Source organism: Cryobacterium sp. N19 (assembly GCF_002929595.1).
GTDB classification, from domain to species: Bacteria; Actinomycetota; Actinomycetes; order Actinomycetales; family Microbacteriaceae; genus Cryobacterium; species Cryobacterium flavum.
In genome coordinates this window covers 367414-380941 of record NZ_PJJR01000053.1, presented here as the reverse complement: position 1 = coordinate 380941, position 13528 = coordinate 367414, and the positions used below count along the sequence as shown (strand labels likewise).

General features: G+C 67.0%; 14 protein-coding genes. 6 read left to right on the top strand and 8 right to left on the bottom strand.

The window, feature by feature from the left end:
* Positions 1 to 54 precede the first annotated feature (54 nt).
* From CXY78_RS17595 to CXY78_RS17585, 3 genes are all read left to right on the top strand, one after another.
* Positions 55 to 576 carry a hypothetical protein gene (locus CXY78_RS17595; protein WP_092339981.1) on the top strand — a complete coding sequence of 174 codons (522 nt, stop codon included), beginning with the start codon at positions 55 to 57 and terminating at the stop codon, positions 574 to 576.
* A complete protein-coding gene (locus tag CXY78_RS17590; protein WP_092339982.1) occupies positions 573 to 1319 on the top strand; it encodes an enoyl-CoA hydratase/isomerase family protein in 747 nt (248 codons plus the stop codon). The genes CXY78_RS17595 and CXY78_RS17590 overlap by 4 nt, the downstream gene beginning before the upstream one ends.
* Before the next feature lie 214 nt (positions 1320 to 1533).
* On the top strand, positions 1534 to 2544 hold the full coding sequence (locus CXY78_RS17585; protein ID WP_104090446.1) for a hypothetical protein: 1011 nt from the start codon (positions 1534 to 1536) through the stop codon (positions 2542 to 2544).
* A gap of 121 nt (positions 2545 to 2665) precedes the next feature.
* Here the strand turns inward: CXY78_RS17585 and CXY78_RS17580 are convergent, their stop codons facing one another.
* The 6 genes from CXY78_RS17580 to CXY78_RS17555 form a co-directional block, all read right to left on the bottom strand.
* Complete coding sequence (locus tag CXY78_RS17580; protein ID WP_104090445.1) at positions 2666 to 4060, bottom strand: DUF2079 domain-containing protein; 1395 nt, start codon at positions 4058 to 4060, stop codon at positions 2666 to 2668.
* Between the two features lie 400 nt (positions 4061 to 4460).
* Complete coding sequence (locus tag CXY78_RS17575; RefSeq protein ID WP_104090443.1) at positions 4461 to 5870, bottom strand: dihydrolipoamide acetyltransferase family protein; 1410 nt, start codon at positions 5868 to 5870, stop codon at positions 4461 to 4463.
* Complete coding sequence (locus CXY78_RS17570) at positions 5870 to 6889, bottom strand: alpha-ketoacid dehydrogenase subunit beta (protein WP_092339986.1); 1020 nt, start codon at positions 6887 to 6889, stop codon at positions 5870 to 5872. The genes CXY78_RS17575 and CXY78_RS17570 overlap by 1 nt, the downstream gene beginning before the upstream one ends.
* On the bottom strand, positions 6886 to 8028 hold the full coding sequence (gene pdhA, locus CXY78_RS17565) for a pyruvate dehydrogenase (acetyl-transferring) E1 component subunit alpha (protein ID WP_104090442.1): 1143 nt from the start codon (positions 8026 to 8028) through the stop codon (positions 6886 to 6888). Before pdhA ends, CXY78_RS17570 begins: the two co-directional genes overlap by 4 nt.
* Positions 8029 to 8137: 109 nt before the next feature.
* Entirely contained in the window at positions 8138 to 8626 is a 489-nt protein-coding gene (locus CXY78_RS17560) for an Lrp/AsnC family transcriptional regulator (RefSeq protein WP_092339988.1), read from the bottom strand.
* 6 nt (positions 8627 to 8632) lie between these two features.
* Positions 8633 to 9430 (bottom strand): oxygenase MpaB family protein, encoded by a 798-nt coding sequence (locus tag CXY78_RS17555; protein WP_233206229.1) that lies wholly within the window; start codon positions 9428 to 9430, stop codon positions 8633 to 8635.
* 194 nt (positions 9431 to 9624) lie between these two features.
* Between CXY78_RS17555 and CXY78_RS17550 the strand changes: the two genes are divergently transcribed.
* Positions 9625 to 10185 (top strand): YceI family protein, encoded by a 561-nt coding sequence (locus CXY78_RS17550; RefSeq protein WP_092339990.1) that lies wholly within the window; start codon positions 9625 to 9627, stop codon positions 10183 to 10185.
* A gap of 50 nt (positions 10186 to 10235) precedes the next feature.
* Here CXY78_RS17550 and CXY78_RS17545 read toward each other — a convergent pair whose 3' ends face one another.
* Positions 10236 to 11090, bottom strand: coding sequence for a phosphotransferase family protein (locus CXY78_RS17545; RefSeq protein WP_092339991.1), 855 nt, complete (start codon positions 11088 to 11090; stop codon positions 10236 to 10238).
* 207 nt (positions 11091 to 11297) lie between these two features.
* On the bottom strand, positions 11298 to 11588 hold the full coding sequence (locus tag CXY78_RS17540) for a DUF4287 domain-containing protein (protein WP_092339992.1): 291 nt from the start codon (positions 11586 to 11588) through the stop codon (positions 11298 to 11300).
* Positions 11589 to 11715: 127 nt separating this feature from the next.
* Between CXY78_RS17540 and CXY78_RS17535 the strand changes: the two genes are divergently transcribed.
* Together CXY78_RS17535 and CXY78_RS17530 are read left to right on the top strand one after the other, a co-directional pair.
* A complete protein-coding gene (locus tag CXY78_RS17535) occupies positions 11716 to 12369 on the top strand; it encodes a DinB family protein (protein WP_104090438.1) in 654 nt (217 codons plus the stop codon).
* Between the two features lie 83 nt (positions 12370 to 12452).
* Positions 12453 to 13487, top strand: a complete 1035-nt coding sequence (locus CXY78_RS17530; RefSeq protein WP_233206228.1) for a nitronate monooxygenase — start codon at positions 12453 to 12455, stop codon at positions 13485 to 13487.
* Positions 13488 to 13528 lie beyond the last annotated feature (41 nt).

The following is a 13528-nucleotide window of genomic DNA, read 5'->3' as shown; positions in this document are numbered from 1 at the left end:
GTCTGGCAAGATGGGGCTGACTGCTGCACGACCAGGCAGCAGAGAGGACCAGGCATGGGATCGTTTCTGTCGCCGACAACAGCCACTGCGCTCGAGCACCTGCTCAACCTGCAACCGGATGCCGCGCCCCTGGAACGGTTGCGCGCCATCCGCTCGCTGCAAGCAGCGCTCGACCACGACCCCGCCACGCTCGCCGCCGTGCGAGATGCTGTCGCGGCAGATACGTCGTGGGACGAGATCGCCGACGCGACCGGTCTCAAGGTGCCAGCGGCCAAATGGCGCTGGGGCGGTACCGACGACGAGATCAGTGCCCGCCTGGAAGCCGGCCGCAAACGATCAGTGCGGCCCAGCAGCGTACCCACCGAACTTCCCGGCCTGTCCGTCGCTGAGGTGGCAGCCGCGCGCGGAGTGAGCGCCCAGGCCATCTATCTGCAGGTGCGCCGCGGAACCCTGGTCAGTCGCACCGTGACCCTGCCCGACGGTCGCAGCTACAAACGCGTGTTCCCGGCCGGCACGCCCGACCTCGAATCCAGTCCCGATTCCCGCCCCGACATCAATGGAGACGTCCCACTATGACGAGTACCCCGACCACCCTCACGATTGAACGCCGCGCCGACCGGCTGCACGTCGAACTCAACCGACCCGACGTGCGCAACGCCATCGACCAGACCATGATCGACGAGCTGCACGCGGTCTGCGCCGAGCTCGAGCAGCAGCCTCGCATCCTGATCATCAGTGGCGCGAACGGTGTCTTCGCCTCGGGCGCCGACATCGCCCAGCTGCGCGAACGGCGTCGCGATGACGCGCTGCTCGGCATCAACTCCGGGCTGTTCTCCCGCATCGCGAAGCTGCCGATGCCGGTCATCGCGGCAATCGACGGCTGGGCGCTCGGCGGCGGCGCCGAACTAGCCTACGCGGCCGACTTTCGGATCGCGTCGACGAGCGCCAGGCTCGGCAACCCCGAGACGGCACTCGGCATCCTGCCGGCCGCCGGCGCACTGTGGCGCCTGGCCGAGCTGGTCGGGGAGCCGGTGGCCAAGGAGATCATCCTGGCCGGGCGCATCCTCGGCGCCGCGGAGTGCCTTGCTGTGCACCTGGTCACCGAGGTTCACGACCCCGACGACCTGCTGGCCGCCGCGCACGCGCTGGCCGACCGTATTGCGGCGCAGGATCCCCTCGCGACCCGGCTGGCCAAAGAGGTGTTCCACGCTCCCCGCGCGGCGCATCCGCTCGTCGATAACACGGCCCAGGCCATTCTGTTCGAATCGGAGGCCAAATTCACCCGAATGGATGCCTTCCTCGCCCGTCGCAAGCGTTGACCGCCCAGCCCGCCTGGGCCGCCGGAGTTCTCACGACGAATCTCGGTGGCGAATTCAGGAAATCCGGAGGCTCGGCCGGCGCGGCGCGGCGCTGGTACCGGCGATTCTGGTCTTTGCCGGTTCGTTTTCCTGAATTCGCCACGGGAAAGGCCTGTGCTTGGATGGAAGGAGTGCGAAGGCGGACTGGTCTGCCCGCACTCGATCGGGGGACCTCATGACACTGGTGAACAGTTCGGCACCGACCCGCCCGCGGGATATCGCTGCAGCGCTGACTCTGTGGCTCCCTTTCATGGCGGTCGTCGTCACCTGGCTGCTGTGGATCGATCGCCTGCCGGGCGTGCTGCCACGGCAGTGGGGGCGCGACGGCGCGGTGAGCTCGACGATGCCCACCTGGGGAATGGCCGTGATTGCGCTCGTGGTGAGCCTGGGTGCTGCCAGTCTGGCCACCTACTGGCTCCGCGAGCGGGGTGCGCCCAATCGCCGCCAGGTCTACCTCGGGCTCGGCCTCGCTGCGGGGCTGTCGTCGAGCCTGTGGCTGACCACGGCCGGCATCACCGTTGCTGCCGGAGCCGCGGAACCGAAAATGGGCGCCTGGGTGCTGCTCACCTTCGCCGCCTGCGGGTATGGTCTGCTGCCGTTTCTGATTGCCCAGAAATGGGTGACGCCGGCGACCGTAACGGAACTCCCGGAGACGACCGCCGAGACAACGACCGCCGCGACAGCGACAGCCGATCCCGCCGCCACCTGGACCAAGGTCGTGACGAGCCCGGTCATGGCTACGATCGGCGGGCTCATCGTGCTCGGTGGGGCCATCGGAATCGTGGCCCAGCTGCGCGATGAGGGGCTGACCGATACGGCCGTGGCCAGCGCCATGGCGGTGGCGATTGTCGTTCTCATCCTCACGGCCACGCTGCTCTTCGTGCAGGTTCGGGTGAGCGTGGACCAACGCGGGCTGCGCGTGGTGTCGCGGTTGCTGGGCATCCGTTTGAAGCAGGTGCCGCTCGACCAGGTGGAATCCGCGTTCGCCGAGACCGTGAGCCCGTTTCACTCCGGTGGCTGGGGATACCGACTGACCGGCGGACGCTCGGCCGTGGTCATGCGTGGCGGGCCAGCCCTCGTGGTGAATCTGCGGCGCGGTCACCAGTTTGCCGTGACCGTCGACGACCCGCAGGCCGCCGCGGCCCTGTTGACCGGCCTCAGTGCCGCGAACCCGACGGCGCACTAGCGCCCGGGCCCACCTTATGGCCCGGGGCCCAGTTTCTAAACTGGCACCGTGGACGGGGCCCGGGCCCCGTCCACGGTGCCGGGGGTCGCGAAGTACAGCGTGGAAAATGGACGCAAGGGGATCAGGGCGCATTGGCGTCGCGGCGCGCCACCTCGTACCCGCCGGCGGCATAGATCGTGGTGAATTCCACTCCGGGGTGCAGCGCCTCGCCCACCACCTGCGCCGACGTCCACTCGGCGGGCAGACCGCCGGCGGCAAGATCGATCACGAGGTAATCCGGCAGCGGATTCTTATTGCCGAGCCAGTAGACATCCGTTCGTTCCACGAGATAGTTCATCAGCCCGATGTCTGATTCGACCAGCGCCCCGTCGGGCACAACCCGTAGCGCGGCGGTCGCAGCGGCGGCGCGATGCGTCGAAAAATGGGCCGGGACATCCGCCAGTTTGAACAGCGGCAGCGTCGTGGCGAGCACGAGCGCTGCGACAATCGAAACGGATGCCGCCAGCCGCCCGTATCCGCGCAGCCAGCCCCGCAGGCTGCCGCGAGCGAGCGCGATTCCATCGAGCGCGGCAGCAAACAGGATGGGCATCAGCACGGCGCTGTACTGCCAGGTCGGACCCCAGTAGCCCGAATTCTCCGACAGGAACCGCCAGGCCAGAGTTGGCAGCAGCACGAGCGCCAGCGGCGACCGCACCGCGATGAGCCCGCCCGCCACAATCAGCAGCAGCACGGTCACGCTCTTCTGCGGCTGAAATAGTGCGGCCGGGTCCTGCAGAATGCCGAGCAGGTCGATGCTGCTCGAATAGGCCCAGGCACCGTTCGGGTTGAGCAGCGGCAGAATGACCAGGCTGGCCAGGGCGAACCAGGCCACGCCCCAGACGGCCAGCCACACGCCGAGCGGATGCCGGCTGCGCACGGCCAGCACGATGCCCAAGGCGGCCACGGTGAGTCCGAGGTCTTCCTTCACGAACACGAGCGGCATCGCCCAGAGCAGGCAGGCCACCCACTGGCGCCCCAGAAAGGCGCACAGCGACAGCGCCAGTAGCGGAACGGCGAAGGCAATCTCGTGGAACTGCGCCTCGACCGCCCCCTGAAGTCCCCAGCTGAACGCGAACGCCAACCCGAACAGCGTGCCCGTGAACGCACCGATCAGCCGAATGGCGGCAAAAGTGAGGGCCGCGGCGGCAAGGCCGAACAGCGCGTTCTGCACCACCAGCAGGGTGAACGCGTGCGGGAGGACTACGAAAATGGGGCCGAGCAACACCAGGAGCGGATGAAAATGATCACCGAGCAGGTTGAAGCCCTCGCCCTTGATCGTGACAATGGGCGCCTCGAGCGCCGCGTACTGCCGGGCCAGCTGGGTGAAGATTCCCAGGTCCCAGGACGGTGCGGCGAAACTGCGCCACTGCAGGGCCGAGAACACGGTGAACAGCGCGGTCGTCACCAGCCCGACAGCGGCCGGAAGCACGAACGGAGCCAGCGCGGGTCCGAACTGGCCGCGGCGGATTCCCCTCATCCGACCACGCTAACGCACCCCGTGGCTGATCCTGTAGCAGTACGGGACCTTTGGCCCTATGGGACCGATCCGGCAGGCGACACACTGAGAACGTGCCCCAAACAACGGCACATTCGGAGATCGCATGACACTCACTTGCCCCTTCTGCCGTTCACAAGCCCGACTGAGCCCGAATCCCGCCCACGCCGAGCGCAATTCACTTCCCGTCTACATTCTCAAGTGTTCCGGATGCGACCACACCAGTGTGCGCGTCACCCCGGTTCGCGGCCAGCGGGCCACAAACGCCGTCGGCGTCTGATTCACCGCATCACCCCGCTCATCCTCCCGTCGTCCCCCGCGCCGTCGAGGACAACAGGAACACCTTCGCATGCCCCATGCGAAGGTGTTTCTTTCTGTGCCCCTACAGATCGGCGAGCAGGCTCACCGGGTTTTCGATGCAACGGGCCACGTAGGTGAGAAACCCCGCGGCGGTTCCGCCGTCGCAGACGCGGTGATCGAACACCATCGACAGCTCAACGACGGTACGCACCGCGAGTGCGTGGTCGATGACCCAGGGGCGTTCGATCATGCGCCCGATGCCGAGGATCGCCGCCTCCGGATGGTTGATGATCGCCGCCGAACCGTCGACGCCGAGCGACCCGAAGTTGTTCAGGGTGAACGTTCCGCCGGTCAGCGCACTCGGCGCGAAGGTGCCGTCGGGGGATTGGGCCACGAGGGCGGCGATGGCGTCGCGCAATTGCCGGGTGCTCATCGCGTGTGCACCGTGGATGACCGGAACCATCAGCCCGCGCGAGGTTTGCGCGGCAATGCCGAGGTTCACGGCGCCGTGCTGCAGGATCTCCTGGCTCGCGGTGTCGACCGAGGAGTTGAGCACCGGAAACTGCCGCAGGCCGGCCACGACGAAACGCGCGATGAGCGCCGTCACGCTGAATCGTTCGCCGGTGGCTGTGAGCAGCTGATCTCGCGCTGCGAACAGGGCGGTCGCGTCGACATCGAGCCAGATGGTGGCCTCGGGGATCTCCCGCCGGGACGTGGTCAGCCGCTGTGCGACGACCTTGCGCAGACCGGAAATAGGAATGCGGATGTCGGCGCTCACGTCGTCGCGACCGGCCGGCGTTGCGCTGGCCGCCGCACCCGTCGCCGCAACCACGAGAACGGGCGGCGCGGACGTAGGCGGCTCCGACGTGGTCAACGCTCGAATGTGGTCCTCAACATCGCTGCGCAGCACCAGATCGTTCTGGCCGCTGCCGGCGAGCATGCTCGCGTCGAACCCATTCTCTCGTGCGAGTCGGCGCACGATCGGCGACACGACGGGGGAGCGGCGGGCCGCATCGATACGGACCGGTTCGACCGCCGCGGGAATCGGCGTGGGCGTTGGTGCTTTCAGCCGGGCCGCGGCATCCGCTGTGGTGACCGTGCCGAATCGACCGGCGGCCACCGTGCGCGGCGGCCGGGTGCTCTCGGTGGTGCCGTAACCCACGAGAACCGCGCCGGAACCTTCGGACAAGGTACTGTTCGGCGCCGCGGCGACGGGAACTCCCACAGTGGCGCCAGCCGCGGACACATCGGTGACGGCATCGGCAACCGTCAACAGCACCTGCCCGGCGTGGATGACCTGCCCGGGCTCACCGAACAGGCTCGCCACGACTCCGCCGTAGGGCGACGGCAGCTCCACGATGGACTTGGCCGATTCGACCTCGACCACGGCCTGGTCGATGACGATCGTGTCACCGGGAGCGACCAACCAGGCCACGATCTCGGCTTCGGTGAGACCCTCGCCGAGGTCGGGCAGCAGAAACTCGCGGCTCATCAGGACCACTCCCAGGTGGAGAGTGCGGCCAGAATACGGTCGGGGGTGGGCAAGAAGTACTCCTCGAGCTTGGGCGACGGGTACGGAATGTCGAAGCCGGTGATGCGCAGAATGGGCGCGGCCAGGTAGAAGAAGTTGCGCTCGGTCAGGCGCGCGGCGACCTCGGCGCCGTAGCCGCCGAACTGCGCGGCCTCGTGCACGATGGCGGCGCGACCGGTTTTACGAACGGATGCCCCCACCGTCTCGTCGTCGAACGGCGACAACGAGCGCAGGTCGATGACCTCGATCGAGAGTCCCTCGGCCACGGCCTGCTCGGCGGTGGCGAGAGCCGTTTTCACGGTCGGGCCGTACGCGATGAGCGTGACGTCGGTGCCCTCCCGCAGCACGACGGCCCGGTTCAAGGGCTCGGTCTGCACCGGCAGCGCGAGGGAGGCCTTGCTCCAGTAGCGACTCTTCGGCTCCATGAAAATGACCGGGTCGTCGCTGCGAATGGCGTCGCGCAGCATGGAATAGGCGTCGGCCGGGTTCGACGGGCTCACCACGGTGAGTCCTGGCGTTGCCGTCCAGTAGGCCTCGGAGGAGTCGGAGTGGTGCTCGACGCCGCCGATGTCGCCAGCGTAGGGGATACGGATGACGATTGGCAGCGGGATCTTGCCGCGGGTGCGGTTGCGCATCTTCGCCACGTGCGACACGATCTGCTGGAATGCCGGGTAGCTGAACGCGTCGAACTGCATTTCCACTACCGGGCGCAGGCCGTACATGGCCATTCCGATCGCGGTGCCGACGATGCCGGCCTCGGCCAGCGGTGAGTCGCTCACCCGGGTCTCGCCGAATTCAGCGTAGAGCCCGTCGGTGACCCGGAATACGCCGCCGAGCGGTCCGACGTCTTCGCCGAACAGAACGACCGTCGGGTCATCGACCATCGCGTCGCGAATGGCCGCATTGAGCGCCGCAGCCATGGTGAGGCTTTCGGGCGCGCGCACGGCGGTGCCCGTCTCCAGGGTCTGCTGCGGGCTCATCGGATGCTCTCTTCGTTAGCAATAGCGGATGCCGCGGCATCGCCGTCGAGTTCGGCCGCCAGAAAGGCGCGCTGCTCGGCCAGGGCGGCCCGCGGGGTGGAATAGACGTGCTCGAACAGTTCAAGCGGGTCGATGACCGCCTGCTTGGTCATGCACTCGCGGGTGGTCGTAGCGAGATCCTCGGCGGCGGCCAGAATCAACGCCCGCACCTCCTCGGTGAGTGCGCCCTGGGCGACGAGATACTTTTCCAGGCGTTCGATTGGATCGCGGCTGCGCCACAGGTCGACGTCGGCGGTCTTGCGGTAGCGGGTGGGGTCATCCGAGTTGGTGTGGGCTTCGATGCGGTAGGTGAGGCCTTCAATGAGCGTGGGGCCGCCGCCGCTGCGGGCACGGTCCATGGCCGCCGACACGACGGCGTACATGGCCGCGACGTCGTTGCCGTCCACGTAGTAGCCGGGCATGCCGTAGCCGATCGCCTTGTCGGCGATGGTGCGGCAGGCCATCTGCTTGTCGAGCGGCACGCTGATGGCGAACTGGTTGTTTTGCACGACGAAGACCACCGGGGCCTGCCAGACGGCGGCGAAGTTGAATGCCTCGTGGGCGTCACCCTCGCTCGTGGCACCGTCACCGAGCAGGGTGAGGGCCACGGTGTCGTCGCGCTTGAGCTTCGCGGCGGTGGCGAGGCCAACGGCGTGCAGCGCTTGGGTGGCGAGCGGCGTGGCCTGCGGGGCGATACGGTGCTGCTGGTAGTCGTAACCGCTGTGCCAGTCGCCGCGGAACGAGGCGAGAATATCCTTTGGCTCGACGCCGCGCGTGAGCAGCGCGATGCTGTCGCGGTAGGTGGGAAACAACCAGTCCTGCGGGGCGAGCGACGCGACGGCGGCGATCTCGCAGGCCTCCTGCCCGAGCGCGGACGGGTAGGTGGCCAGGCGGCCCTGCCGGGTGAGGGCGGTCACCTGCACGTCGAATCGGCGGGCCACGACCATCTGGCGGTACAGATCGAGAAGGGTCTCCACGGGTGGGAGGGCGAAGCCGCCACTCTCGTTCTGGGCGGCCGCACGGCCCTGATCGTCGATCAGACGCAGGGGTGGGGGTGCCAACTCGGCGGTCAGGCTCGGGTTCTCGACATTGAGGCTCATCAGGCAATGGTGCGCCCTTTTTACCGGCGCGGCCGCGCTTTTTCGCAGTTGTGAACGATTGGCCGATCCGCTGCCAGACGGCGGCCAAACGGCGTTTTGGAATCGTGAATCAGTGCCAGGCGTCCGGGGTGGCTCCGGGAGCGTGCCCGGTGATTTCGTCGAGAATCAGGTGTGACCGGGTCGAGATCACTCCCGGCATGGTGTGGATATCGCGGAGGATGGCTTGGCTGAGCTGCTCGTGATCGGGCGCGCTGACGGTGAGAATAATGTCGATGTCGCCGCTCACGGCCTGGGCCTTCTCGACGAAGGGGAGTTGCGCCAGCTGCGCGGCAATTTCACCCCAGGCCACGTCGCCGATCTTCACGACAACCAGCGCTGACACGTTGAGACCGAGCGCCTTGCGGTCAGTCTGGGCGCCGAACCCGGTGATCACGCCGTGGTTGACCAGCTTCTGTACCCGGGTGTGGGCTGCGGTGCGCGAGATGTGCACCTGCAGGGCCAGCTGGCGCATGGAGAGGCGGGCGTCACGGCTGAGCTCGGCGATGATCTGGCGATCGGTGCTGTCGAGTCCGGGGTGGGGAGTCTGCGGTTGCGTCATGAGTTTTCACACTACCGGCGCCAGCGCGGAAGCGTGGAGGGCGCGCAGGTAGTGATTCTTCGGCCAGTGTCGCAGCGCTTGAGGCAGCCGCGGATAGACCAAGCGGATGCCGCCCAGCACCCGCTCAAATCGTCGCTGCCGCCGGGTCGACCACGGCAGTTGGAAGAGTGTGCGAACGTGCGGGGGGAGTAACCCGGCGGTCATGAGACGGGCCAGGGGGAGGGCGGCGCGATACCAGAGCGGCGCCCTGCGGGAGTGCAACAGGTCGTGTGCGACAGTGCGGGTGGCGGCATCCGTGGTGAGGAGCGTCAACTGCTCATTCCAATAGCGGCCGAATGCTGCCCGGTCGCTCGGCCAGAGCTCCGGCGGCACCTGCAGCGACGTACCCAGGCGTGAATACTCCCGGTAAACCGCATCGGCGGTGTCGTCATCGAGGGGCCCGTAGACCAGGCCGTGCAGGTGAGTGGCCGATTCGTACAGCGTTGCGGCGACCCAGAGCTGCAGTTCGGGGGTGAATGCGTTGTACTCAGGGGTCGTGCCGCGCGAATGCACCGGACCGTGCGCGTGGTTGACCCGTGCGGTCATCGCTTCGGCCTGGTCGGCATCGCCGAACACGATCGCGTAGACGTAGCTGAGGGTGCCGTTCAGTCGGTCGAGCGGCCGGGCAGCGAAGTTGCTGTGGTCGGCCACACCGTGTCCGATCGCCGGATTGGCCAGCTGCAGCAGGATGGCGCGGCCTCCGGCAGCGATCAGGATGCCCTCGCCAGCGACCCCCTGCATGTTCGGTGCGCCTCGTTGTCTCACAGCTACCTCCCAATAAACACGCAGAACCCCGTGACAGGGTGAGCCTATTCGGTCGGGCTGAGTTTAGGTCTCGTCTGAACGCCCGAATAGGGGGACATGAATATTTGTCTTTCGGGGAATAGCACCGTCTTCTATGCGCTTGCATGTATCCGAGGGCGACAAATCCTGGGCCCACACACTTGAGGAGAACTTTTATGAGCGACACTAACGTACTGAGCATCCCGGGCTACAAGGCCGGAACCTGGACCATCGACAAGACCCACAGCTCCGTCAGTTTCAGCATTCGCCACATCGTCATCAGCAAGGTCAAGGGCACCTTCGATGACTTCGACGCCACTTTCGTCACCGGCGAGAACCCGCTCCAGACGAGCGTCACCGCGTCCGCCCAGGTTGTCTCGATCAACACCAACGAGCCGGGCCGCGACGGTCACTTGCGCACTGGCGACTTCTTCGACGCCGAGACCTACCCGACCATCGGCTTCGTGTCGACCGGCGTGCGCGTGGTTAAGGACGAGTACCTTGTCGACGGCAACATCACCATCAAGGGCGTCACCAAGCCGGCCACCTTCGAGTTCGAGTTCGGCGGCTTCGGCGGAGACCCCTACGGCAACTACAAGTTCGGCGCCACGGCCAAGACCGAGGTCAACCGCGAAGACTTCGGCCTCACCTACAACGCTGCCCTCGAAACCGGCGGCATGCTGCTCGGCGACAAGGTCACGATCACCCTCGAACTGCAGGCCGCGCTCAACGCGTAACCCGTAGTTTTCTCGTGAGCAGGGCCCCACTTCGGTGGGGCCCTGCTTCGTTAACGAGCCAGCAGGAGTATCCATTCGGTCAGGCGTCGACGCAGCCCGGCACCATCCAGGTCGATGCGACCGAGGTCCTGATAGTTGGGCGCCCAGGTTTCCACCCGGGGGTAGGCCTTCAGGGCGGCGAACTGGTCCCAGCGGGCAACCTCGGGGGTGGGGGAGCCGAAGGCATCGTCGTAGGCGCGGGTGAATTCCTCGGCCACGGTCACGTCGTAGAGAAACACGAGGTCCTGGCGGCACCAGGCCAGGTCGTAGCCGCGCGGCGCGCGGCCGGCTCCCGACCAATCCACGATCCCGGTGAGGTGGCCCTCATGCCAGACAGTATTGCCCGACCAGAAGTCGTTGTGGGTGAGCACTCGCGGTTCGTCGTGGAGCTCTGTCCAGACCGGATGCATCGGTGACGTGGCCGCTGGCTCGGTGAACAGCTCGGGGAGCGACGAGTCAACGGCCATAAAGTGGATGCGCGCAAGCGCCTGCCCGAGTTGCCGGGCGAAGTCCTGCGGGTCCTGCGGGGTAATCGAAGCCCGACCCGGAAGCAGCGTCGTGACGATGAGCGGGCATCCGTTCGGTATCCCGTCAACTTTCGCCGTGCCGTCTGGGTCGGCGGCGAGCAGTTGCGGTGACAGCTCACCAAGATCGCCCAGCCCTGCAAGCACCTGAATCTCGCGGCGCACAGCGTTGTCACCGGGCGGGAACTCGCGCAGCACGAACTCGGCGCCATCGACTGTTCCGACGACGTTCGTTGTGGCGTGGGTGCCGCCGGGAAGCGTGCGCACCCAGTGCAGCTCGGAGACGGCGAGTTGCCGGGCGACCCACTCGAGCACGCCGGGGGAGACGGAGACGGAATTCATGCTCTAAAGCTACGCGTCTCAAGCTGCCTGACCTGCGGTCGAGTTGAGGCACCGCGAGATGACAACTTCGGTTCCGTGCTGTCCCTGGCCACGGGGCCGAAGGTGTCGTCTCGACGTTGACGTCCAACGTCCATGGGGCCGAACGTGTCGTCTGGCCCCGCGAACGTTCCCCGCGTCGGTGAGCCCGACCGCGCCCCCTCGTAGGAGTCACGCCGGGTGGGAGGACTTGCCGTCGAGCCACAGTTCGACGGACTCGTCGCGGTGCACGCCGTCGGTTCCGACGTGCTTCTCGCTGATCGTTGTGCCGTTCTTGATCACGTAGACGAGCGCCATCGCGTGGCCGCGCCCCAGACCGTAATCGGACTTGAGCCAGTCGATGATGGTGCCGGCCTTCGTCGCTGGGTCATCGAAACCCCGTTGGTGGGCGATGCCGACCAGGGTGCGCGGCGTCAGCCCGGTCTTCTCCTCGATCGCGTCGAGGTAAGCCTGAAACGACATGGGAGCCTCCTGAGTGAACAGCCTGTTGTCAGATAGTACGCAGATTTCGCGCCCGACCGGGTGATGGCGACGGCAGGCGTCCGCTTCCGGCCTATGCGGGACCGAGGCTTGCTGCAAAGCTAAGGACATGGACGATTCTGCGGAGAAGACGACGCTCATGCACTACCTGGCTTCTGGTCGTGAGGCCCTCATCTGGAAGCTCGACGGGCTCAGCGAGTACGACGTGCGGCGCCCGCTCGTGCCGACCGGCACCAACCTCCTGGGCCTGATCAAACACGTCGCGAGCGTCGAGGCCGGCTACTTGGGCGACACCTTCGGGCGACCGTTCGGGGAGGCGCTGCCCTGGCTCGACGATGAGGCCGAGATCAATGCGGATATGTGGGCAACGCCCGAGCAATCCAGGGGCTGGGTGATCGACCTGTTCCGAAGGGTCGGCGAGCACTCCGCCGCCACCATCGAGGCGCTGCCGCTCAACGCGCCGGGACGTGTGGCCTGGTGGCCGCCGGAGCGCAGCAACGTGACGCTGCACCAGATTGTCGTGCACATCATCGCCGAGACGCACCGGCACGCTGGGCACGCCGACATCGTGCGCGAACTCATCGACGGCGCTATGGGCCTGCGCGCCGACAATAGCAACCTCCCGCCCGGTGATGCTGCCTGGTGGCAGGCTTATCGGGAACGGCTGGAAGCGGCGGCCCGGTCGGTACGACTTCAGAGAGGATGCCCCAGCGGTCGTGGCACCGCCCCGATCTGTGCCAAGGTGCAAGAGGGGAACGGCTGATTCGGGCCCGCCGCTACAGTCCGACGCCAAATAGATCATCATTCCAGCTGCTGGAACAACGGTCTAATCTATTGAGGAGCCCCGTGTTCACCCTGACAGCCCTTGAGATTCCTATCATTGCGGCCCCGATGGCCGGCGGAGCCTCGACTCCGAACCTCGCCTGTGCCGTCAGTGAGGCCGGCGGCTTGGGCTTTCTGGCCGGCGGCTACAAGACGCCAGAGGCTCTCGCTGAGCAGATCGTCGACGTGCAGCAGCGCACCGACCACGCGTTCGGCGTCAACCTGTTCATTCCGCAGCCACCGTTGACCGACCGCGCCGCCGTCGAGACCTACCGCGATGCGCTGGGTCGCGAGTACCCCGCCGCCACATTCGGCGAGATCGCCGACGCCGACGACGATTGGTTCGCTGAGAAGGTGGCCGTGGTCATCGAGCACCGGGTCCCCGTGCTCTCCTTCACCTTCGGTCTGCCGCCGCGAGATGCAGCAGAGCGGATGCACACGGCCGGTTCGTTCCTGATCGCCACCGTGACATCGGTGGCCGAAGCCCTGCAGGCCGTGGACCGTGGCGTCGACGCGCTCTGCGTGCAGGGGCCGGAATCCGGTGGGCACCGGGCAACATTCACGACGAGCGACGAACCGGGCACCCTGGCACTGGGGGAGCTGTTGATCGCGATTCGCGAGGTCGTGACGCTGCCGCTGATCGCGGCGGGCGGCATCCGCTCTGGCGGGCAGATCGCGTCGCTGCTGGCCAACGGCGCCGCGGCCGTGCAACTCGGCACGGCGTTCCTCCGTACCGACGAGTCGGGCGCGAACCCGGCGCACCAGAGCGCCCTCCTCGACCCGCGCTTCACCGAGACCGTTATCACCCGGGCCTTTTCCGGCCGGCCGGCGCGAGGCCTGAGCAACGCGTTCATCACCGCCCACGATGCCAGCGCGCCGCACGAGTATCCGCAGGTGCATCACCTCACCAAGGGCCTCCGAGCGGATGCCGCCCGTCGCGGCGACCCCCACGGCCTCGCTCTCTGGGCCGGCACCGGCTTTCGTGAGGCGAGCACCGGCCCAGCGGCAGCGGTGCTCTTGGGTCTCTGGATCGATGCGCGCGCTGCCGTCAGCTCGTAGACACATGCCTGACCGGCCTGAGGTCCGCTGAAAACCTAAGC

What these genes read in the sequence shown, in the direction of transcription:
- CXY78_RS17550 (WP_092339990.1), top strand. Translation starts at nt 9,625, where the DNA reads ATGAGCGACACTAACGTACTGAGCATCCCGGGCTACAAGGCCGGAACC.
- CXY78_RS17585 (WP_104090446.1), top strand. Translation starts at nt 1,534, where the DNA reads ATGACACTGGTGAACAGTTCGGCACCGACCCGCCCGCGGGATATCGCT.
- CXY78_RS17545 (WP_092339991.1), bottom strand. Translation starts at nt 11,090, where the DNA reads ATGAATTCCGTCTCCGTCTCCCCCGGCGTGCTCGAGTGGGTCGCCCGG.
- CXY78_RS17540 (WP_092339992.1), bottom strand. Translation starts at nt 11,588, where the DNA reads ATGTCGTTTCAGGCTTACCTCGACGCGATCGAGGAGAAGACCGGGCTG.
- CXY78_RS17570 (WP_092339986.1), bottom strand. Translation starts at nt 6,889, where the DNA reads ATGAGCCCGCAGCAGACCCTGGAGACGGGCACCGCCGTGCGCGCGCCC.
- CXY78_RS17595 (WP_092339981.1), top strand. Translation starts at nt 55, where the DNA reads ATGGGATCGTTTCTGTCGCCGACAACAGCCACTGCGCTCGAGCACCTG.
- CXY78_RS17590 (WP_092339982.1), top strand. Translation starts at nt 573, where the DNA reads ATGACGAGTACCCCGACCACCCTCACGATTGAACGCCGCGCCGACCGG.
- CXY78_RS17575 (WP_104090443.1), bottom strand. Translation starts at nt 5,870, where the DNA reads ATGAGCCGCGAGTTTCTGCTGCCCGACCTCGGCGAGGGTCTCACCGAA.
- CXY78_RS17560 (WP_092339988.1), bottom strand. Translation starts at nt 8,626, where the DNA reads ATGACGCAACCGCAGACTCCCCACCCCGGACTCGACAGCACCGATCGC.
- CXY78_RS17535 (WP_104090438.1), top strand. Translation starts at nt 11,716, where the DNA reads ATGGACGATTCTGCGGAGAAGACGACGCTCATGCACTACCTGGCTTCT.
- CXY78_RS17580 (WP_104090445.1), bottom strand. Translation starts at nt 4,060, where the DNA reads ATGAGGGGAATCCGCCGCGGCCAGTTCGGACCCGCGCTGGCTCCGTTC.
- pdhA (WP_104090442.1), bottom strand. Translation starts at nt 8,028, where the DNA reads ATGAGCCTCAATGTCGAGAACCCGAGCCTGACCGCCGAGTTGGCACCC.